The sequence below is a fragment of the Ruegeria sp. P10 genome (assembly GCF_056534925.1).
The window spans coordinates 222,159-242,680 of the sequence record NZ_JBQERJ010000008.1 but is presented as its reverse complement, the minus strand read 5'-3'; the positions used below and the strand labels follow the sequence as shown (position 1 = coordinate 242,680).

Below are 20,522 nucleotides of genomic sequence, written 5' to 3'. Positions count from 1 at the left end.
ACGAGCGATTCCGCTTGACCTTTGGGCCTGCACTCTGTTGAACCCTGCGGGTGTCTTTCACTGCTCAAGGTGGCTGTCCCAGATGGACGATCAGAACAAGAATCTCATCCTCGCAACCGCGCTCAGCTTTCTCGTGATCCTGGTCTGGTTCGTGCTGTTCCCTCCGCCGGAACAGACGCCAACCACGGAACAGGCTGAAATCGCCAGCATCGAAGGGAATGAGGTTCAGACGCCCAGCGCCGCTGATACCGGAACGGTCGGCGAAGCAACTGCAAGCGCCACTGAAGCCGAAGCCGAACCCGAGGCGCCCCGCGTCAGCATCGACACGCCCCGCCTGACGGGCAGCCTGTCGCTTGCCGGTGGCCGAATTGATGAGCTGTCGCTGAAGGATTACAAGGTTTCACTGGCCGAGGATTCTCCGATCGTCGAACTTCTGTCCCCGGTTGGAAGTGACTCTGCCTATTATGCACTTTATGGCTGGGCCCCCGGCGCGGGGCTCTCGGTCACGGACGTTCCCGGCCCGAACACTCTTTGGACGCTTGAGCAGGGCGAAACTCTGGGTGTTGACACTCCGATCACGCTGGCTTGGGACAATGGTAACGGCCTCACCTTCCGCCGCACCATTGCCGTGGATGAAGACTATATGTTCTCAGTCACCCAGTCGGTCGAGAACACCACGGACGCCGAGGTCGGCATGGCCCCCTACGGCATTCTGGCACGCCACGGCATGGGCGAAGACGGTGACCTGCCGGGCCTGAAGAACTTCTTTATTCTTCACGAAGGCGTCATGGTCATGGCTGACGGCGTTCTGGATGAGATCGACTATGGCGATGTGCGCGATTTCGATATCGACCCCAATGAACGCGCACAGGCCGAGGTCTATCAGGTCAAAGAAGGCGGCTGGATTGGGTTCACGGATCACTACTGGATGACCACCCTGATCCCGGCCGAGGGTGCAGCCTTCAAGGCCGCTGCCAAATACGATTCACGTCGCAAAATTTATCAAACGGAAACGGTGCTGCCGACACTGACAGTCGCGCCCGGTACGACGGAAGAGGTCACGACCAGACTGTTCGCCGGTGCCAAGGAGTGGGAAACCATCCGGGAGTATCAGGCGGAAGGTGTTCAGAAGTTCATCGACAGCATCGACTGGGGTTGGTTCTACTTCCTGACCAAGCCGATCTTCTGGCTGCTGCACAACATCAATGCCCTGATTGGAAACATGGGCTGGTCAATCATCGGCCTGACGCTGATCATAAAGGCCATCCTGTTCCCGCTTGCCTTCAAGTCCTACGTCTCGATGGCAAAGATGAAGGAATTGCAGCCGCAAATGGAGGCCCTAAAAGAAGCCGCAGGCGATGATCGCCAGAAAATGCAGCAGGGCATGATGGAGCTGTACAAAAAGGAAAAGGTGAATCCTGCCGCAGGCTGCTTGCCAATTCTGTTGCAAATTCCGATCTTCTTCTCGCTGTACAAGGTGATTTTCGTGACGATCGAACTGCGTCAGGCCCCATGGTTCGGCCCGTTCCGGGACCTGAGCGCACCTGATCCAACCTCGATCTTCAACTTCTTTGGCTGGCTGCCATGGGCCGGGCCGCAACCTGACAGCCTGATGGCGCTGATCTTCATCGGTATTCTGCCGCTGCTGCTGGGTATTTCGATGTGGTTGCAGCAGAAACTGAACCCGGCGCCAACCGATCCGACGCAGGCCATGATCTTTGCCTGGATGCCTTGGGTCTTCATGTTCATGCTGGGTGGTTTCGCCAGTGGTCTGGTCGTGTACTGGATCGCGAACAACACAATCACGTTTACACAGCAATATCTGATCATGCGCAGCCAGGGCTATAAGCCGGATGTATTCGGAAACATAAAGTCCGGTTTCAAGCGGACGCCAAAAACGGACAACAAATGAGCGGAACGGTCTCAAGCCTTTGGCGCCACCCGATCAAAAGCCATGGGCGAGAAGCCCTGAGCCAAGTCACACTCATCCCCGGGCAGACCATGCCCGGGGATCGCGTTTGGGCGGTCGCTCATGAGGCCGCCAAAACCGATGGTTCGGAATGGGCACCCTGTTTCAATTTCAGCCGCGGTTCAAAAGCGCCTCAGTTGATGGCCATTTCGGCCGAATTGCAGGGCGACCGGGTTACATTGCGCCACCCGCAGCGACCGGATCTCGATTTTGCGCCGGACACCGAACAAGAAGCTTTTCTGGACTGGGTAAAGCCACTTATGCCGGCGGACCGCGCTGCATCTGCCCGGATCGTTCGGGTTCCGGGGCGCGGTATGACGGACAGCGACTTTCCATCGATCAGCCTGTGCAACATGGCATCGCATCGCGCAGTCGAACAGAAGCTGGGCCAGACTCTGTCCATTGTTCGGTGGCGCGGCAATTTCTGGTTCGAAGGTCTGCCGTTGTGGGATGAGTTTGACTGGCTGGGCCGGGACCTGCGCATTGGCGAGGCCGTGCTTCGCGTCCGCGAGCGGATCACGCGATGTATGGCCACCACCGCCAATCCCGAAACCGGTGAGAGGGACGCAGACACCCTGCGCGCCCTGAACAGCTGGGACCATCAGGATTTCGGCGTTTACGCCGAGGTCGTTCAGGGCGGCGAAATCCGCGTCAACGATGAGGTGCAGGTGCTATGACCACGCTTCCCTTCCCCCTGGCCGAAGACCCGGATGAATTCGCCCTGGAGCGAGGCCGCAAGCTGTTTGCAGGCCCGTCCGAGTTCGTCAAAGGCGTTGTCGCCATGAATGGCCTGCCCGCACCTGACCGGTTGGAAGTCTGTTTTGCGGGGCGTTCGAACGTGGGCAAATCCAGCCTGATCAATGCCTTGACCGGCACGAAAGGTCTGGCCCGCGCATCCAACACGCCCGGCCGCACGCAAGAGATCAACTTTTTCACCCAAGGCCCTGAACTCTATCTCGTGGACCTGCCGGGCTATGGCTATGCAAACGCCCCGGTGAAAGTGGTCGAGAAGTGGCAGAAGCTGCTGAAACAATATCTCAGCGGGCGCCAGACACTGCGCCGCGCCTTTGTCCTGATCGACTCGCGCCACGGGGTGAAACCGGTCGATGACGAAATTATGAAGTTGCTGGACACCAGCGCCGTGACATTTCAATGCGTTCTGACCAAGGCAGACAAGGTCAAAGCCAAGGATCGTGAAAAGGTTCTGGAAAAAACCCGGGCCGCGTTGTCCAAACATCCCGCGGCATTTCCGGAAATCGTGCTTACCTCTTCCGAAAAGGGTGACGGCATTGCGACCCTGCGGTCCATCATTGCGCATCTGGAATAGCTTCACCCTTGGCAGCGTGGGGCAAAGGTCCTAACACGGTTTTCCAGAAGGACTTTAGCAATGAAGACACGAGATATGAACCGGGACTGGATCGCCACCGCAGCCACACTCAACAGCGCCCTGCCCTATCTGCAGCGCTATGACGGAGCCATCGTCGTCATCAAACTTGGCGGACACGCCATGGGCAGCGACGAGGCGATGGAAAGCTTTGCCCGGGACGTGGTTCTGATGCGCCAGGTGGGTGTAAACCCGGTGGTCGTCCACGGCGGTGGTCCGATGATCAATGCAATGCTGGGCAAGTTGGACATTCAATCCGAATTCGTGAACGGCAAGCGAGTGACCGACAAGGCCACGGTTGAAGTGGTCGAAATGGTTCTGTCCGGGCTCGTGAACAAGCGCATCGTACAGGCGATCAATGATCAGGGCGGATCTGCCGTAGGCCTGTCTGGCAAGGACGCAGGCCTGATGGTCTGCGATCAGACGGATGCATCGCTGGGCTTTGTCGGCACTCCTGCCGAGATGAATCCGAAGATCCTGCATGATCTGTTTTCACATGACGTAATCCCGGTCATCGCCCCGCTTGGTGCAGGCCGCGACGGTGAAACATTCAACGTCAATGGCGACACGGCAGCCGGAGCAATCGCTTCTTCGCTCAAGGCAGACCGTCTGTTGCTGCTGACGGATGTTTCCGGTGTCAAGAACGCGGCGGGCGATGTCGTGACCGAACTCAAGGCCGGTCAGATAAGGGAAATGACCCGCGAAGGCACCATTGCAGGCGGTATGATACCCAAGACAGAAACCGCACTGGACGCCCTGCACAGCGGCGTTCGGGCTGTCGTCATACTTGATGGGCGCGCACCCAATGCCGTGCTGCTGGAGCTGTTCACCGAACATGGGGCCGGGTCGCTGATACGCCCGGACTGACCCCGCAAGAGAGGAGGAGGAGACATGACACATCTTGCACAGCCTTCCTCTGATCCTGACGCGACGCCCTATGAACAGGTTGAAAGCGCCGCCCTTGATACTGGTTTGTTGGTCATGGGCGCACTGCATCCTCGCCACGTTGCAGCCAAAGACCTCGAAACCGGCACGCTGATCCTGTTGGGGGCCGGGCCGGGATTCTGGCCCGTACTGAAAGCCTCACCGGAATGGCACCAGGCCGACCCCGTTGACCGATGGTCGCAAAGGGTCGTCGATCAGATGGCCGAAAGGCTCGGCGCACAGGCGTATTTCCCGTTCGGCGGCCCTCCGTACACGCCATTCATTGACTGGGCACTCAAGTCTGGGCGAACGTTCAGCAGCCCGGTCGGGGCATTGGTGCATGAAACCGTTGGGATGATGATTTCCTATCGGGGCGCACTGCATTTTGCCAAAGAGTTCGCCATCCCAACACCTTCCGGCGTGTCGCCTTGCGAAACCTGCGCCGCGCCTTGCACGACGACCTGTCCGGTCAGTGCGCTGAACGCGCAGGAGTTCTATGACGTCGCTGCATGCCACGACCATTTGGGCACTGCTGAAGGTCAGACCTGTATGGCGGGCGGGTGTCTGGCCCGCCTTGCCTGCCCTCTGAGCGCGGGCGCAGGACGCGACCCGGAACAATCGGCCCATCACATGAAAGCCTTTCATCCGTCATGACCCGAATTCTGATCCTGACACGTCATGCGAAATCCAGCTGGGATAGCCCGGGTCTTGGCGATCATGACCGCCCGCTGAACAAACGTGGACGAAAGTCGGCCCCGGCCATCGCTGCTTGGTTGCGTCACCACGGCTGGTTGCCGGATGAAGTCCTAAGCTCTACATCAACCCGCACTCGCGAGACATGGGATCGCATGGGTTTGCAGGCCGATAAAGTCAGCTTTCACAGCGCGCTCTACCACGCTGATTCAATGGTCATGCTGCGGGAACTTTCAGGTGCTACGGAACCGGCTGTTTTGATGATGGGCCACAATCCCGGGATCGCCGATTTTGCCAACCGTCTGGTGCGGCAACCGCCAAATCATACACGCTTTTTCGATTATCCAACCTGTGCAACAACCGTCATGTCGTTCGAAATAAACAGCTGGGCCGAGGTCCGATGGCAAACCGGGACAGTGCTGGGGTTCACCATCCCGCGTGAGTTGATCGAATAGAAAAAGGCGGGGCAATACCCCGCCTTCATTTATTCAGCCTTTGTGCAGGTCAGTGACCCAGAATCTGGCTCAGGAACAGTTTGGTCCGCTCGCTTTGCGGGTTGTTGAAGAACTCTTCGGGTTCATTCTGTTCCACGATCTGACCGGCATCCATGAAGATCACGCGGTTGGCGACCTGACGGGCAAAGCCCATCTCGTGCGTCACGCACAGCATGGTCATACCTTCTTCGGCCAGTTCGATCATGGTGTCGAGCACCTCTTTGATCATCTCGGGGTCCAGCGCCGATGTCGGTTCATCGAACAACATGATCCGTGGCATCATGCACAGTGAGCGGGCAATCGCCACACGCTGCTGCTGACCGCCGGAAAGCTGACCGGGAAACTTGTCAGCCTGCTCGGGGATTTTCACCTTTTCCAAGAAGTGCATCGCCCTCTCTTCAGCCTCTTTCTTGGGCGTCTTGCGCACCCAGATCGGGGCCAGCGTACAGTTTTCCAGAATGGTCAGATGCGGGAACAGGTTGAAGTGCTGGAACACCATTCCAACCTCGGACCGGATCTTGTCGATGTTCTTCAGGTCATTCGACAGCTCGATGCCGTCCACCACGATCTTGCCTTGCTGGTGTTCTTCCAGTGCGTTCAGGCAGCGGATCAGGGTGGACTTGCCCGACCCTGACGGGCCCGCGATCACGATCCGCTCGCCCTGATTGACGGTCAGATTGATGTCGCGCAGCACGTGGAAGGACCCGTACCACTTGTTCATGTTGTTGATTTCGATGGCGACCTCGTCGCTCACCTGCATCTTGGAGCGGTCGATTTCGCGGTCAATTGCAAGTTCAGACATGTGTTGAACTCCTTAACGATGATCTGTGGCAAGGCGACGCTCGAGCCACTGAGAATATTGAGAGATGCCGTAACAGACGACGAAGAACAGAAGCGCGGCAAAGCCCAGAAGCTCCCAGTAGACGCCGTTCCATTCAGTCGACGCCAGGATGGGTCCCCGGATCATACCCACCAGATCGAACATCGAAATGACCGAAACCAGTGTCGTATCCTTGAACAGGCCCACGGCCACGTTCACGATCCCGGGGATCGAGATCTTCAGCGCCTGCGGCAGGATGATAAGCCGCATCGCCTGCGGATAATCCAACCCAAGACTGTCTGCGGCCTCGTACTGCCCGCGCGGAAGCGCTGCCAGACCGCCGCGGATCACCTCGGCGATATAGGCGGACGAGAACATGGTGATCATGATCACAACGCGCAGGAACAGGTCGACCGTGCTGTCAGGCGGGAAGAAATAGGCCAGCATCACCGAAGCCACGAACAGCAGCGTGATCAGAGGCACGCCGCGGATGAACTCGATGAAGATGACGCAGACCCACTTGATCAGCGGCATGTTCGACTGTCGCCCCAAGGCCAGTGCGATCCCAAGTGGTACCGACAGCGACACACAGGTCACGCCCAGCATCATGTTCAGCATGAAACCGCCCAAATCACGGCTGGGAACGGCCGTCAGCCACGCGTTTTCTGATGCGCCTTCCGGGATCAGGGCCCCTCCGACGTTCCAGATGACCAGTGCCGTCACAATCGCTCCGAAGAACCCGGCGGCAAAGTTGTTGTTGCCCAGCTTCTGGAAGACACCACCGGCGGCCATGCAGCCAACAAGCGCAACCAGAGGCACGAGGATCGTGCCACCCCAGATCAGCCAGAAAGCCAGGAAGGGATAGACCGCAGTGAACAACAGCATCTTGCGAGGCAAGTCAAAGAACAGCACCGGCGCAATCGCCACCAGCATCAGCACAAAGGCCAGGTTCGGCCGCCAATAGGCATCGACGGGGTACTTGAACCCATAGATCAGCTGCGGCCAGCGTTCCGTCAGAACTGCGAAACAGGCTCCGGCCTTGTCCCCCAGAATCTCGCGGCATTCCGCGAGCGAGTTGGCATTCCACACTCCGTTCAGAATCCATGGCAAGGTATTCTTGAGAAGAATGTAGATCAGGATCAGCGACAGAACTGTCAGGATCGAGTTGACGACCCCTGAAAACAGATTCTCGCGCAGCCATTTGATGACGCCCGTCTCATTTGCCGGCGGCGGTGAGGGCGGGATGGTGCCTTCGGCCACGAAGGCGATCGGGTTTGTTGCTTGATCGCTCATGGCTCAGCGCTCCTTCAGCTTGACGGAAGCGTTGTAGATGTTCATCCCCGTCGAAATCAGCAGCGAGGCCGTGAGGTAGAACAACATCAGCAGAAGAACGCATTCAATCGCCCGGCCGGTCTGGTTCAGAGTAATACCACCCAGTGTTGCGGTGATATCCGCATAGCCAACGGCAATCGCGAGAGACGAGTTCTTGGTGATATTCAGATACTGCGAGATCAGCGGCGGGATGATGACCCGCAATGCCTGGGGCAGGATGACCAGTTTCATGATCCGTCCCTGACGCAGGCCCAGCGCGGCGGCAGCCTCGGTCTGACCTTTGCTGATCGCCTGAATACCCGCACGCACGTTTTCCGCGATAAAGGCACCGGTATAGATCGACAGGGCAAACCACAGCGCAATCAGGGGGCCGCCGGCATTCATTCCACCGCTGAAGTTAAAGCGCTTCAGTTCGGGGACATCCCAGGTCAGGCCCATGATGACCATCAACAGCACAAAAGGCACCAGCCAGATTGCCAGTTTCGGCAACAGTGTCGCGGGGCGCTCTCCGGTTTCTTCCTGCTTTTTGGTTGCGCGTTTTTCAACTTCGCCACTGACGAACCACGATCCGATCAGGACGGCGATGACCAGCAACCAGTTCAGGGCTGTCGATGCAAACAGGCCATTGGCGAATTCGGGACGCGGAAAATAGATGCCCCGATTGGTAAAGGCAAAGGACCCAAACAGCATTGAAGACGTCGGGTTTTCCCCCCGGAACGCGCTTGGCGCCGGCAGCACGGCCGTCATGATCGTGAAGATGATGATGATCCAGATCAGAACCGGGATGTTCCGGAAGATCTCGACATACACGGCCATCAGCTTCGACACGAGCCAGTTGTTCGACAGTCTCAGAACACCCGCAATCACACCGAAAACAGTTGCGGTGATACAGGCCAGAAAGGCCACAAGCAGTGTGTTCAGCAAACCGACAAGTGCCGCGCGTGCATGCGATGACTGACTGTCATATTCAACAAGACGCTGGTTGATGTCGTACCCGGCTGAATCGCCGAGGAAAGAATAGGAAATATTGAGCCCTGCGGCCCTGAGGTTCTGGATCAGGTTGTTGCCCAGATACCAGATGGAAAGCGCAATGACGATGGCCGCAATCACCTGAAATGTAAGAGAGCGATAGCGGGTATCGTTTATGAGCATAGACAACCGAAAATCAGCTTTCGGTGGGTCAGTCATAGTCGACATATTTTGGGATCCCCGTGGCTTGCGAGCTGTTTCATTTCGGCGAGGTTTTCCCCGCTCTGCATCTGCCCGCAGCAATTTATTGTAGAAAAGGGCGCAGGTTGCCCCGCGCCCTCTTCCATTGATGCCTTAACGGAACGGCGGCGAGTACAGCAGGCCGCCTTCGGTCCACTGTGCGTTCAGGCCCCGCGCCAGACCGATCGGAGTTTCCTCACCGATGTTCTTGGCAAACACTTCACCATAGTTGCCGCCAGCTTTGATCGCTTTGGCCGCCCAGTCAGCGTCCAGACCCAGCATTTCACCCAGAGTGCCTTCTGTACCCAGCAGGCGGTTGATTTCCGGGTTGTCGGTGCCGGCGCTCAGTTCGTCGATATTTGCCGAGGTCACGCCCAGCTCTTCAGCCGAAATCAGTGCGTTCAGCGTCCAGCGGACAACGTCGCCCCACTCGTGATCGCCATGACGGACCAGCGGGCCCAGCGGCTCTTTCGAGATGATCTCGGGCAGCAGGATGTGCTCGTCCGGCGCTTCGAAGGTGGCGCGGGTTGCGGCCAGGCCCGAAGCATCGGTGGTGTAAACGTCACATGCACCGGCCAGGTACTGCTGCTGCGCTTCGGCGTTGGTTTCGATCGGAACCGGCTCGTAGCTGATGTTGTTGGCACGGAAGAAATCGGCCAGGTTCAGCTCGGTGGTGGTACCGGTCTGGATGCAGACACGGGCGCCGTCCAGTTCCTTGGCCGAGCTGACGCCCAGCGCCTTGGGAACCATGAAGCCCTGACCGTCATAGTAGTTCACACCAGTGAATTCGAACTTCAGGTCGACGTCGCGGCTGAAGGTCCAGGTGGTGTTTCTTGCCAGCATGTCGATCTCGCCCGAGGCCAGAGCGGTAAAACGTGTCTTACCAGTGGTCGGAACGAATTCAACAGCGTTGGCGTCGCCCAGAACAGCAGCAGCAACGGCGCGGCACAGCGATACGTCAAAGCCCTGCCATTCGCCATTGGCGTCGGGCGCAGCAAAACCAACCAGACCGGTGGTCACACCACAATTCAGCTTGCCGCGTGCTTTAACGTCGTCAACGGTCCCTGCCATGGCTGCGCCAGCAGCAAGACCGGCAATCGTTGCCGCGCCCAAGATTACGGATTTTTTCATTTTTACCTCTTCCTGATTTTCCGCCCCGTCCGAGACGGCTCTGCCCGGCAAGTGGATGCCGGATAGGTTACCCCAAAGGTGTCTCCCCTTTAGTGGCACTGAGTTTGGGCGTATTCATAAACAAACGTCAAGGGCCGGATCATCGAAAACGATGGATCAGGCCCCAAGCTGTTTACAGATCTGCTCAAAAAACCGGAATTTAGGATCAAACCGATATGTCAAAGAAGCGTTTGGCATGCATAAAGGCCGCTTTCTTGGCCTCGGCAACCTGATGGGCTTCTTCGTCATGGCCCCATTGTTCGATCTGCCAGGTTTCATCCAATCTTGAAATGCGCCATATCTCGTCCGGTTTGCGCCAGTTCATGGCGGCCGCAAAGCCAAGAATCAATGACCCCGACAAACTGACAAGATCGTGGAAAGCGGCCAGTTGGAACGCATCCAGCCCGTGCACCCGAGAACGCAATGTCGCCAGGGCGGATTCCGGCTGCGGTTGATGCAGGACGCCCGCAACCGGAACCAGACGGGCAGACAGCGCGGTCTCGGCCCAATCCAGGGCGGGATCCCATTCGGAGCACTGACGATCCTGCAACTCCTGCGGGTGGGTTGCGCGATAACACAATAAATCGGAATCGCCGTAATCGGCCAGCATGTCGGCCACTTCCCCGTGCTGGATGCGGACTTTGTCAATCGCTGCATTGGCAGAACGGGTGAACGGCATCACGGCAGGATCAACCTCTTTTTCCTGCGCATCCCATTCCCCTGCCACCGCTTCGGCCATGGGGCGGGTTGGTAGGATCAGGTCTGCCTTGGCGGGTGTTTTGACCCTGCGGCCATCCAGTTCGACGGTGAAGCCGCCATCAACCGCGACAACGGTGCTGTCCTTCCAGAAGCGTTTCGGTTTCCAGTCACTCATCTTTCAATCCCACATCTCAGCCAGAGCATTGGGCAACTGGTCAAAGGTTTCGACAATGCAAGAAGCTGCGGTCAAAGCCGATCGGTCATGATAGCCCCAAGTGACGCCGATGCCGCGAACACCGGCAGCCGCGGCCATATCCATGTCAAAGCTCGTGTCGCCGATCATCACTGCACAACCCGGATCGACCCCGGTTTCCGCCAATGCGGTCTGCACCATGGACGGATGCGGCTTTGACGGGTGGTGATCCGCGACCTGCCGGGTCACGAAATACGGTTCCAGCCCATGGGCTTCGATCAATGCGTCCAACCCGCGCTGCGACTTGCCGGTTGCCACGCCAAGAAGCACTTCGGGCACGGCATGCAACGCTTCAATCGCCTCGCGCGCACCGGGGTACAACGGCGAACTTGCCGCGCCCAATTCAAGACGATGGGCGTGATAGGCCTCTTTATACCCGTCGACCAGATCGTTCTGGACCGAGAGGGGCTGTTCCGGCGCCAACCGGGCGATGGCATGCGGCAGCGACAAGCCAACAATGGACAGGATCGCCTTTCGCGTCGGAACCGGCACGAAGGCGGCCTGAAAGCTGGCGGTCATGGAATGAACGATACTGCCCTGACTGTCGACCAGAGTACCGTCGACGTCGAACAGGACCAGCCGCAAGGGTGCGCTCATTGCAGCGCCTCAAACGGGTCATCAGCCGCCAGATCCTCGCTCCATCCGAACGTGTCCCAGCTGTGCTTCATATGCTCGGGCAAGGGCGCCGTCACGGTCACTGGTTTCCGCGTCACCGGATGCAGGAAGGACAGCCGCCGTGCGTGCAGATGCAGCTTTTTGCTGATGATCCCACCCAGTTGCGCACCCCATCCGTCGCCAAGGTTTTCCTGACCCGAACCGCCGTATTTTCCGTCGCCGATAATCGGATGTCCGATTGCGGCCATATGCGCCCGCAACTGGTGCGTACGTCCGGTGATCGGCTCCATCGCGACCCAAGCAGCGCGGCCGGCAACTCGATAAAGGGTTGCGTAATGCGTATGCGCGCGTTTCGCGCCCGGAGTGCTGTCAATTTCGTTCATATGCACGGGGATCATCTTTTCACCCTCACCGTGCTTGCCATGACCGGGCGCCTTGACAAGGCCGGTCTTGATCTCACCCAGATACGGTGTCGGCACCCCGGCAACCAGCGCCCAGTAGATCTTGCGCGTATCGCGGTGGCGGAAAGCGGCCGTCAAACCCTTGGCGGCTTCGCGGGTGCGGGCCAGCAGCAGAACACCTGACGTGTCCTTGTCCAACCGATGGACCAGCCGAGGGTTCTCGTCATAGTCGAACCGCAGCGCTTCGGACAGGCTGTCAACATGCCTTGTCTGCCCGCTGCCGCCCTGCACCGGTAGACCATGCGGCTTGTTCAGCGCCAGAACGTGATCGTCGCGGTAGATCACGCAGGATTGGATCATCTTGGCATCCGCATCCGAGATGTGATGCTTGGCCTCAGCCGGTTTGTGATCAGCGTCCGGCAAAGGCGGCACGCGAACAACCTGCCCGGCCTCCAGCCGGGTCGAGGCCTTGGCGCGGCTACCGTCAACACGCAATTCTCCCTTGCGGCACATCTTTTCAATGCGCCCCTGGCTGACATGCGGAAACAGGCGGCGCAGCCAGCGATCCACGCGTTGGTCCCCATCCCCTTCAGCGACTGTAATCATCTGCACGCCACTCATGCCATTACCCCTTGTTCCGCGCGGGTGATCCGCCCGGATTGCGTGTTTATCCGTGTCCCAGAAATCATGGGCGTCTGTCGCGCGCAACGCGGCAAGAGTCAAGGTATCTGGCTCTGGATCTCAGATGTTCGAGAAGTCGCCGTGCTGCCCTGCTCCGTCCCGGAAACGGGTCGCACCAGCGGTTCCTGCGCGGCGAATGACATCCAACCCGTTGGCCCATTCAACCTTAAGCGCGTCACAAACCGGCATTCCACGCGTTTCGATGATCGACCGGCATATCAAGTCCTCCGCTGCAAGCGTTGACCCAGGGGAAGCGTCCAATTTCAATCCAGTCGCCTGTGGCGCCGCGGAACCTTTACGATTGACCCCGCGTAACTAGCTGTTCCGCTGTGTCCGCAGCTTGGCAAAATAATCGAGGCGTTTCTTTAGCTCACGCTCGAAACCGCGCTCGACCGGCTGATACAAAACCGGGCGTTTCATCGTCTCGGGGAAGTAGTTCTGACCGGAAAACCCGTCCTCGGCATCGTGGTCATAGGCATAGCCCGCGCCGTAACCCTGTTCCTTCATCAAAGAGGTCGGCGCGTTCAGGATATGCTTGGGCGGTGGCTCGCTGCCGGATTGCTTGGCCAGCCGCATTGCCGCCTTGTAGCCGACATAGGCGCCGTTGGATTTTGGCGCCAGGGCAAGATAGACCAGCGCCTGAGCAAGCGCCAACTCGCCCTCGGGTGAACCCAGACGTTCGTAGGTTTCCCACGATTGCAAACAAATGGCCTGCGCCTGCGGATCGGCCAGGCCTATGTCCTCGACCGCCATGCGTGTGATCCTGCGCGCAAGATACCGCGGGTCTTCGCCCCCGGTCAGCATGCGCGCGAACCAATACAAGGCCGCATCGGGATCAGATCCGCGCACCGATTTGTGCAGGGCCGAGATCAGGTTGTAATGCTCATCACCAGACTTGTCGTATTTTGCAGCCCGCCGCATCAAACGCGTAGACAGCGCATCGGGGCCCAGCGGCGCATCCACCTTCCACGCCGAAACCTGTTCGATCAGGTTCAGCAAAGCCCGACCGTCGCCATCGGCCATCTCTTGCAACGCATCGCGGGCGGCAGGCGTCAATGGCAACGCGTGGCCCAGCTCTTTCTCGGCCCGCTGGGTCAGACGCTCCAGATCGGCAAGGCTCAGCCGTTCCAGCACCAGCACCTGCGACCGGCTGAGCACAGCGGCATTCAGTTCGAATGACGGGTTCTCGGTGGTTGCGCCGACCAACAGGATTGTCCCGTCTTCCATATGGGGCAGAAACCCATCTTGCTGAGCCTTGTTGAAGCGGTGAATCTCGTCCACGAACAACAAGGTGCCCTGCCCGTTCTGGCGGCGTATTTTCGCGGCCTCGAAGACTTTCTTCAGATCCGGCACACCGGTAAAGATCGCACTGATCTGAACGAAATGCAGATCGGTTTCCTGTGCCAACAGCCGTGCAATCGTGGTCTTTCCAACTCCGGGTGGGCCCCAGAAGATCAGGCTGGACAAACTGCCTGCCGCCAGCATGACACCCAAAGGGGCCTCGGGGCCCAGCACCTGCTCCTGCCCGATCACCTCGGCCAGGGATCGAGGCCGCAACCGGTCAGCCAGAGGCCGGTGAGGAGAAGCGGCGGGTTCTGCCGCCCCGGTATCGAACAGATCACTCACAGGTCACAGCCGGAACCGCAAAGAGACGGACCGCCCCCCGCGCACCAGACCTATCTGCACGTAACGGCCCGGATCGGTCAGCGCGGTCTCAACGTCCCGAGGGCGCTGGATCTCATCGGCATTGATGCTTTCAAGAATATCACCGGTTCGCAATCCCACCCTTCCGCCATACGGGCCGGGATCCACCACGACGACACCGGTCAGCGACAGCGGCAATCCCATCCTGGTGATCACCGCGGGGTTGACCCGGGACACCACCAACCCCGGAAGAACGGTTCTGTCGTTCAACGTCGTTTCTTCGGCGGCCGGAACATCGGGGGCTTTGATAAGCGCCACCTCAACCTGGTCACTTTGGTCGCCGCGCAGACGGGTCAGAACCGAGGTTCCGCCCACTCCGGCGACCGACATCCGAAACTTCATCTCGGCGGGTGAATTGACCTCATCCCCGTCCACATGGGTTACCACGTCTCCAACTCTGAACCCTGCGTCGCGCAAAGGGCTGAGCTCATGCAGATCAGAGACCACAACGCCCAACGGGATGGCCAGACCAAGGGATTCCGCGATATCCGCACTCATATGTTGACCCGACATTCCTGCCCACGGGCTGACGAAGGTTTCGTTTCCCTGCTGCGCCTGCTTGAGGAATTGCGCCACCAGATTGGCGGGGATGGCAAAGCCTATTCCGTTTGACCCACCCGATCGGGTCAGAATCGAGGTATTGATCCCGATAAGCTGGCCATTCACATCGATCAGCGCCCCACCGGAGTTGCCCGGGTTGATTGCCGCATCCGTCTGGATGAAATATCCGCGGCCATTCCCGGTTGCCGTGCCCGTGCGCGCCAGCCCCGAGATGATGCCGGAAGATACCGTCTGCCCCACCCCGAACGGGTTTCCGATGGCCAGCGCCAGCTCTCCGACTTCGACCTGGTCGGAATCGCGAAGGGTCAGGTAGGGCAGATCTTCGGCCTCCTTCAAGCGCAGGATCGCGATATCGCTTTCCTCATGGCCCAGCACAACCTCGGCCGAAAACTCGCGCCGATCCGTGGTGACAACCCGGATCTCGGTCGCAGAGCCAACCACGTGATAGTTGGAAACAACATACCCATCGTCCGACAGGATAACCCCGGAACCCAACGAGTTTTGAACCCGCTGACGTGGTTCGCCAAATCCCCGGCCAAAGAAATCCTGAAAGAACGGGTCCGAGAAAAACGGGCTTGCCCGGCCCTGCCGGACGATCTTGGCATAGATGTTCACAACCGCCGGTGATGCCTGTTTCACGACCGGGGCAAATCCCAACGAAATCTCGGCCTGTGACTGCGGAACTTTCGTTTCGGCCATTCCTTGCGTCGCGCAGGTCAAGGCAACAAGGGTCAGCATTACGCGGATCATGGTGGCTCCGTTTTTTGCGATTGGCCCAGATATGCTGACACAAAATCCGAATTGCAAGTCGGCGGTCGGGTATGCCCCGCAACATGCCGGCATGCCATAACGAAAGAACCTCCGTCCGGTTTCCCGAACGGAGGTTCGACCGTGACCCTGGATCAGATCTTATTCTTCGTCTGCTGCCTCTTCGGCGGCAACGCGGGCTTTGTCGGCCGCGCCCTTAGCGTCGACGTCACGATCAACGAATTCGATGATCGCCATCGGGGCCATGTCGCCATAGCGGAAGCCAGCCTTCAGGATGCGGACATAACCGCCCTGACGCTCGGCGTAGCGAGGCCCCAGAACTTCGAACAGCTTGGCGACGTCTTTGTCTTCCTTCAGCTGTGCTGCGGCCTGACGGCGGGCGTGCAGGTCGCCGCGCTTGCCCAGAGTGATCAGTTTTTCAACGATCGGGCGCAGTTCTTTTGCCTTGGGCAGAGTCGTTTTGATTTGCTCATGCTCGATGAGCGAGCCAGCCATGTTCGCAAACAGCGCCTTGCGGTGCTCATGAGTACGGTTCAGGCGGCGGTAACCACGTGCGTGACGCATTTTCTAGTTCCTTCTTTCGCGTTTTGCTTTGTCTGGCCGGCGATGCGTGTCACCGGCTCTCCTTGGGGCGGAAATGCCCATATTGTCCCCGGATATTCCCACTTCGGGCCGGGCATTGGGGAAGACGCGCTTAGAACGCGTCTTCGAATTTCTTCGCCAGATCTTCGATGTTGTCGGGCGGCCAGTCCTCGACATCCATGCCCAGGTGCAGGCCCATGCCGGAAAGAACTTCCTTGATCTCGTTCAGCGACTTGCGACCGAAGTTCGGAGTGCGCAGCATCTCGGCTTCGGTCTTCTGGATCAGATCGCCGATATAGACGATGTTGTCGTTCTTCAGGCAGTTTGCCGAACGGACCGACAGTTCCAGCTCGTCCACCTTCTTCAGCAGCAGCGGGTTGAACTCCAGACCATCGTCCTCGTCCTGACGGCTTGCCGATTCCGGCTCGTCGAAGTTGACGAAGATCGACAGCTGATCCTGAAGGATACGAGCGGCAAAGGCCAGTGCGTCTTCCGGCGTGATCGAACCATCGGTTTCGATCTTCAGGGTCAGTTTGTCATAGTCCAGAACCTGACCTTCACGGGTCGGCTGAACGTCATAAGCGACCTTTTTGACCGGCGAATAGATCGCATCGATCGGGATCAGGCCGATAGGCGCGTCTTCGGGCTTGTTCTTCTCGGCCGAGACATAGCCCTTGCCGGTGTTGACGGTCAGTTCCATGAACAGGTCAGCGCCATCGTCGAGGTGGCAGATGACGTGGTCGCGGTTCAGAACCTCGATACCGGCGCTTTCGCTGATGTCACCCGCGGTGACGACTGCGGGGCCTTTGGCATTGATCGACAGGCGCTTGGGGCCTTCGACTTCCATGCGCAGGGCAACCTGCTTGAGGTTCAGGATGATGTCGGTGACGTCTTCGCGAACGCCTGCGACGCTCGAGAACTCGTGCAAAACGTTGTCGATCTGGACGCTGGTGATGGCCGCGCCTTGCAGCGAGCTCATCAGGACGCGGCGCAGGGCGTTGCCCAGGGTCAGACCAAAGCCACGCTCCAGCGGTTCGGCAACCAGGGTGGCCTGACGTGCAGGATCATTGCCCGGCTTGGCTTCCAGCTGGGTCGGCTTGATCAATTCTGCCCAATTCTTGTGGATCATGTAATCCCTCCATTCCTGTCCGCGCCCCATGACCAACAAGGTGCAGACGCCCGAGGTTCAAAATGACGTGCTGGGGCCGTGCAGAAACACAGCCCCAGCTCAATTCAAAATCGTTTAGACGCGACGACGCTTCGGCGGACGGCAGCCGTTGTGAGCAATCGGTGTCACGTCGCGGATCGACGTGATGTTGAAGCCCACTGCCGCCAGCGCGCGCAGTGCCGATTCACGGCCCGAACCGGGGCCCTGAACTTCGACTTCCAGCGTCTTAACGCCATGTTCCTGCGCCTTCTTGCCTGCGTCTTCGGCAGCCATCTGAGCGGCGTAGGGGGTCGATTTCCGCGATCCCTTGAAGCCCATGGTACCGGCAGACGACCACGAGATGGCGTTGCCCTGTACGTCCGAGATCAGGATCTTGGTGTTGTTGAAGGTCGAATTCACATGGGCAACGCCCGATGCGATGTTCTTGCGCTCTTTGCGCTTAACGCGAGTCTTGTCACGTGCCATCGGTCAGACCCTCCCTTATTTCTTCTTACCAGCGATGGCCTTTGCGGGGCCTTTGCGGGTACGAGCGTTGGTGTGGGTACGCTGACCGCGAACCGGCAGGTTGCGGCGGTGACGCAGACCGCGATAGCAGCCCAGGTCCATCAGACGTTTGACGTTCATCTGAACTTCGCGACGCAGGTCACCTTCAACGGTGAAATTTGCATCGATGTGCTCGCGGATGGCCAGAACTTCGGCGTCGGACAGTTCGTTGACGCGACGGTGCGCTTCAATGCCCACGGCTTCGCAGATCGCTTTGGCCGAAGTGTTTCCGATACCGGTGATATATGTGAGGGCGATAGGTACCCGCTTTGCAGTCGGGATGTTTACGCCGGCAATACGTGCCACGTGTCACTTTCCTTTTCGTTGCGGTTCCGTAACTCCAGAACCTTTTTTCACAACGCTTTACCGTGGCAGTGTGGCCAGAGGGTTCAGCATTATTCTAGGTGGTCGGGGCGGTTGGGACGAATCCCGCACGCGGTCTTGATTCCCTTTAGGGATGGGGGTCGATATGGGCTTTTGGCGGTGCCGTCAAGCCCATATTGAAATCAGCCGAGAATGGCCTCGATCGACGCCGTGACTTCCTTGATGTCCGCCAGCCCGTTCACGGGGCGCAGATCGCCCTTGGCGTAGTAATAGCCGATCAGCGGAGAGGTCTTCTTGTAGTACTCCATCAACCGCGTGCGCAGACTGTCTTCGTTATCGTCGGCGCGACGAACGAAGTCATTTTCCTTGCCGCAGTTGGTGCACTTGCCGTCAGCCGGGATCGGCTTGGTCTTGTCGTTGTAGACCTCACCGCATCCGCCACAGGTTGACCGTGCGGTAATCCGTTCCACCAGAGCATCGTCATCCACGCGCATCTCGATCACGGTATGCAGGGACTGGCCCAGCTTGGTCAGCAGAGCCGACAGCGCGTCGGCCTGTGCCAAAGTGCGAGGGAAACCGTCAAAGATGAAACCGGCGCCTTTTTCGGTGGTCAGTTTCTCTTCAATCAGGCCGATCACGATCTCATCGGTGACCAGCTTGCCCGCGTCCATGATCGCAGCAACCTTCTGGCCCATTTCGGTTCCGCTGGTCTTGGCCTCGCGCAGCATATCTCCGGTGCTGAGCTGCACCATCCCGCGTGTTTCCACCAGATGACGCGCCTGCGTTCCTTTCCCGGCCCCCGGGGGGCCCAACAGAATGATATTCATCGACGAGAGGGTCCCTTCCTGCCGCGTTTCTTGCCTTTGCCGCGCAGCTGGGACTTTTCGATAAGCCCTTCGTATTGATGCGCCAGAAGATGGCTCTGAACCTGCTGGATCGTGTCCATGGTCACAGAGACGATAATCAGAACCGAGGTGCCACCGAAATAGAACGGGATGGCAAATTGGCCCCGCAGGATTTCAGGCAGCAGACACACGGCGGCCAGATAGGCCGAACCCAGAACCAGCACGCGATTGACCACGTATTCCAGATACTCGGCGGTTTTCTTGCCGGGGCGGATACCGGGCACGAACCCGTTCTGCTTTTTCAGGTTGTCCGCCACATCGTCCGGCTTGAACGACACGTTGAACGTGTAGAAATAGGCGAAGAACACGATCATCGACGCGAAGAACAGCAGATACAGCGGCTGTCCGGGGCCGAAATTGGCCAGCAGCCACGACATGACCGGCCCGTTGGCAGCACCGGACGAGAAGGTCGAGATCGTGACCGGCAGCAGCAGCAGCGAGCTGGCGAAGATCGCCGGAATGACACCCGCAGGGTTGACCTTGACTGGCAGGTGGCTTGAGCCGCCTTCGTAGATTTTCATACCGGCCTGACGACGCGGATACTGAATGTGGATCTTGCGCAGGGCGCGCTCCATGAACACCACAAAGGTGATGACCGCGATTACCATGACGATCACGCCAACGATCACGGCAGGGCTGATCGCTCCGCTGCGGCCGCTTGCAAAGAACTGCGCCAGAGCAGCCGGAACCTCGGCGATGATGCCGACGAAGATGATCAAAGAGATACCATTGCCGATCCCGCGCGCGGTGATCTGTTCACCCAGCCACATCAGGAACATGGTGCCGCCAACCAGCGTTATCATGGTCGACATGCGGAAATAGAGCCCCGGATCAGTCGCCAGATCGCCCGATTCCAGCGAAACGGCCAGACCGTAGGCCTGAACGGTGGCCAGAGCCACGGTGCCGAACCGGGTGTACTGGTTGATCTTCTTGCGCCCCTGCTCGCCCTCTTTCTTGAGCTGTTCGAGCGCGGGAACCATGGATGTCAGCAGTTGAACGATGATCGAGGCCGAGATGTAAGGCATGATGCCGAGGGCAAAGATACCCATCCGCCCCAGCGCCCCGCCGGTGAACATCGAAATCATGCCGCCGATGCCCTGCCCCGCCTGCTCCATGAATTCGCGCAAAGCTGCTCCGTCAATCCCCGGCACCGGAATAAAGGTGCCCAGACGATAGACGATCAGCAAACCCAGCGTGAACAGGATGCGGTTGCGCAGATCGGTGGCCTTGCCCAAAGCAGCCCAGCTTGTGTTGGCTGCCATTTGTTCTGCTGCTGATACCATAAATCGGTCTCTCTTATGCAAACGCCGCCCGGAACCGTTT

At 58.8% G+C, this 20,522-nt stretch carries 22 protein-coding genes; 6 read left to right on the top strand and 16 right to left on the bottom strand.

Annotation, left to right across the window (positions count from 1 at the left end; all coding sequences use genetic code 11):
• The first annotated feature begins 82 nt into the window (after positions 1 to 82).
• From yidC to ACR0FB_RS15080, 6 genes are read left to right on the top strand one after another with little or no spacing between them, the layout of a single operon-like run.
• The gene (gene yidC / locus ACR0FB_RS15105; protein WP_480621690.1) at positions 83 to 1,912 is read left to right on the top strand and encodes a membrane protein insertase YidC; all 1,830 of its coding nucleotides are present in this window, start codon (positions 83 to 85) and stop codon (positions 1,910 to 1,912) included.
• Entirely contained in the window at positions 1,909 to 2,646 is a 738-nt protein-coding gene (locus ACR0FB_RS15100) for an MOSC domain-containing protein (protein ID WP_480621691.1), read from the top strand. Before yidC ends, ACR0FB_RS15100 begins: the two co-directional genes overlap by 4 nt.
• Positions 2,643 to 3,296, top strand: coding sequence for a ribosome biogenesis GTP-binding protein YihA/YsxC (yihA, locus tag ACR0FB_RS15095; protein WP_171634759.1), 654 nt, complete (start codon positions 2,643 to 2,645; stop codon positions 3,294 to 3,296). The genes ACR0FB_RS15100 and yihA overlap by 4 nt, the downstream gene beginning before the upstream one ends.
• Positions 3,297 to 3,356: 60 nt before the next feature.
• On the top strand, positions 3,357 to 4,220 hold the full coding sequence (argB, locus tag ACR0FB_RS15090; RefSeq protein ID WP_171119631.1) for an acetylglutamate kinase: 864 nt from the start codon (positions 3,357 to 3,359) through the stop codon (positions 4,218 to 4,220).
• A 24-nt stretch (positions 4,221 to 4,244) separates the two neighbouring features.
• Entirely contained in the window at positions 4,245 to 4,931 is a 687-nt protein-coding gene (locus ACR0FB_RS15085) for a ferredoxin (RefSeq protein WP_480621692.1), read from the top strand.
• Positions 4,928 to 5,425: a SixA phosphatase family protein gene (locus ACR0FB_RS15080; protein ID WP_480621693.1), complete on the top strand. Its 498-nt coding sequence runs from the start codon at positions 4,928 to 4,930 to the stop codon at positions 5,423 to 5,425. The genes ACR0FB_RS15085 and ACR0FB_RS15080 overlap by 4 nt, the downstream gene beginning before the upstream one ends.
• A 49-nt stretch (positions 5,426 to 5,474) precedes the next feature.
• On the opposite strand, the gene ACR0FB_RS15075 is transcribed toward ACR0FB_RS15080, so the two are convergent.
• The 16 genes from ACR0FB_RS15075 to secY form a co-directional block, all read right to left on the bottom strand.
• Positions 5,475 to 6,266 (bottom strand): amino acid ABC transporter ATP-binding protein, encoded by a 792-nt coding sequence (locus tag ACR0FB_RS15075; protein WP_171634770.1) that lies wholly within the window; start codon positions 6,264 to 6,266, stop codon positions 5,475 to 5,477.
• 12 nt (positions 6,267 to 6,278) lie between these two features.
• Positions 6,279 to 7,577 (bottom strand): amino acid ABC transporter permease, encoded by a 1,299-nt coding sequence (locus ACR0FB_RS15070; protein WP_480621694.1) that lies wholly within the window; start codon positions 7,575 to 7,577, stop codon positions 6,279 to 6,281.
• A gap of 3 nt (positions 7,578 to 7,580) precedes the next feature.
• Positions 7,581 to 8,813, bottom strand: coding sequence for an amino acid ABC transporter permease (locus tag ACR0FB_RS15065; RefSeq protein WP_171724224.1), 1,233 nt, complete (start codon positions 8,811 to 8,813; stop codon positions 7,581 to 7,583).
• 126 nt (positions 8,814 to 8,939) lie between these two features.
• Entirely contained in the window at positions 8,940 to 9,956 is a 1,017-nt protein-coding gene (locus tag ACR0FB_RS15060; protein WP_171724225.1) for an amino acid ABC transporter substrate-binding protein, read from the bottom strand.
• A gap of 205 nt (positions 9,957 to 10,161) precedes the next feature.
• Positions 10,162 to 10,869, bottom strand: a complete 708-nt coding sequence (locus tag ACR0FB_RS15055) for an ATP12 family chaperone protein (protein ID WP_210093294.1) — start codon at positions 10,867 to 10,869, stop codon at positions 10,162 to 10,164.
• A 3-nt stretch (positions 10,870 to 10,872) separates the two neighbouring features.
• Complete coding sequence (locus ACR0FB_RS15050) at positions 10,873 to 11,544, bottom strand: HAD-IA family hydrolase (RefSeq protein ID WP_480621695.1); 672 nt, start codon at positions 11,542 to 11,544, stop codon at positions 10,873 to 10,875.
• Positions 11,541 to 12,584, bottom strand: a complete 1,044-nt coding sequence (locus tag ACR0FB_RS15045) for an RluA family pseudouridine synthase (RefSeq protein WP_171634779.1) — start codon at positions 12,582 to 12,584, stop codon at positions 11,541 to 11,543. Before ACR0FB_RS15045 ends, ACR0FB_RS15050 begins: the two co-directional genes overlap by 4 nt.
• A gap of 120 nt (positions 12,585 to 12,704) precedes the next feature.
• Entirely contained in the window at positions 12,705 to 12,905 is a 201-nt protein-coding gene (locus ACR0FB_RS15040; protein WP_480621696.1) for a hypothetical protein, read from the bottom strand.
• A gap of 54 nt (positions 12,906 to 12,959) precedes the next feature.
• Positions 12,960 to 14,270 carry a replication-associated recombination protein A gene (locus ACR0FB_RS15035; RefSeq protein WP_171724229.1) on the bottom strand — a complete coding sequence of 437 codons (1,311 nt, stop codon included), beginning with the start codon at positions 14,268 to 14,270 and terminating at the stop codon, positions 12,960 to 12,962.
• 3 nt (positions 14,271 to 14,273) lie between these two features.
• On the bottom strand, positions 14,274 to 15,659 hold the full coding sequence (locus ACR0FB_RS15030) for a trypsin-like peptidase domain-containing protein (RefSeq protein ID WP_480621697.1): 1,386 nt from the start codon (positions 15,657 to 15,659) through the stop codon (positions 14,274 to 14,276).
• Between the two features lie 159 nt (positions 15,660 to 15,818).
• On the bottom strand, positions 15,819 to 16,241 hold the full coding sequence (rplQ, locus tag ACR0FB_RS15025) for a 50S ribosomal protein L17 (RefSeq protein WP_170687292.1): 423 nt from the start codon (positions 16,239 to 16,241) through the stop codon (positions 15,819 to 15,821).
• A gap of 130 nt (positions 16,242 to 16,371) precedes the next feature.
• Positions 16,372 to 17,388, bottom strand: a complete 1,017-nt coding sequence (locus tag ACR0FB_RS15020; protein ID WP_117870179.1) for a DNA-directed RNA polymerase subunit alpha — start codon at positions 17,386 to 17,388, stop codon at positions 16,372 to 16,374.
• 114 nt (positions 17,389 to 17,502) lie between these two features.
• Positions 17,503 to 17,892: a 30S ribosomal protein S11 gene (gene rpsK / locus ACR0FB_RS15015; protein ID WP_008757289.1), complete on the bottom strand. Its 390-nt coding sequence runs from the start codon at positions 17,890 to 17,892 to the stop codon at positions 17,503 to 17,505.
• A 15-nt stretch (positions 17,893 to 17,907) separates the two neighbouring features.
• Positions 17,908 to 18,276 (bottom strand): 30S ribosomal protein S13, encoded by a 369-nt coding sequence (rpsM, locus tag ACR0FB_RS15010; protein ID WP_008757392.1) that lies wholly within the window; start codon positions 18,274 to 18,276, stop codon positions 17,908 to 17,910.
• A 200-nt stretch (positions 18,277 to 18,476) separates the two neighbouring features.
• Entirely contained in the window at positions 18,477 to 19,121 is a 645-nt protein-coding gene (locus ACR0FB_RS15005; RefSeq protein ID WP_152456908.1) for an adenylate kinase, read from the bottom strand.
• The gene (gene secY / locus ACR0FB_RS15000) at positions 19,118 to 20,482 is read right to left on the bottom strand and encodes a preprotein translocase subunit SecY (RefSeq protein ID WP_171634788.1); all 1,365 of its coding nucleotides are present in this window, start codon (positions 20,480 to 20,482) and stop codon (positions 19,118 to 19,120) included. Before secY ends, ACR0FB_RS15005 begins: the two co-directional genes overlap by 4 nt.
• Positions 20,483 to 20,522 lie beyond the last annotated feature (40 nt).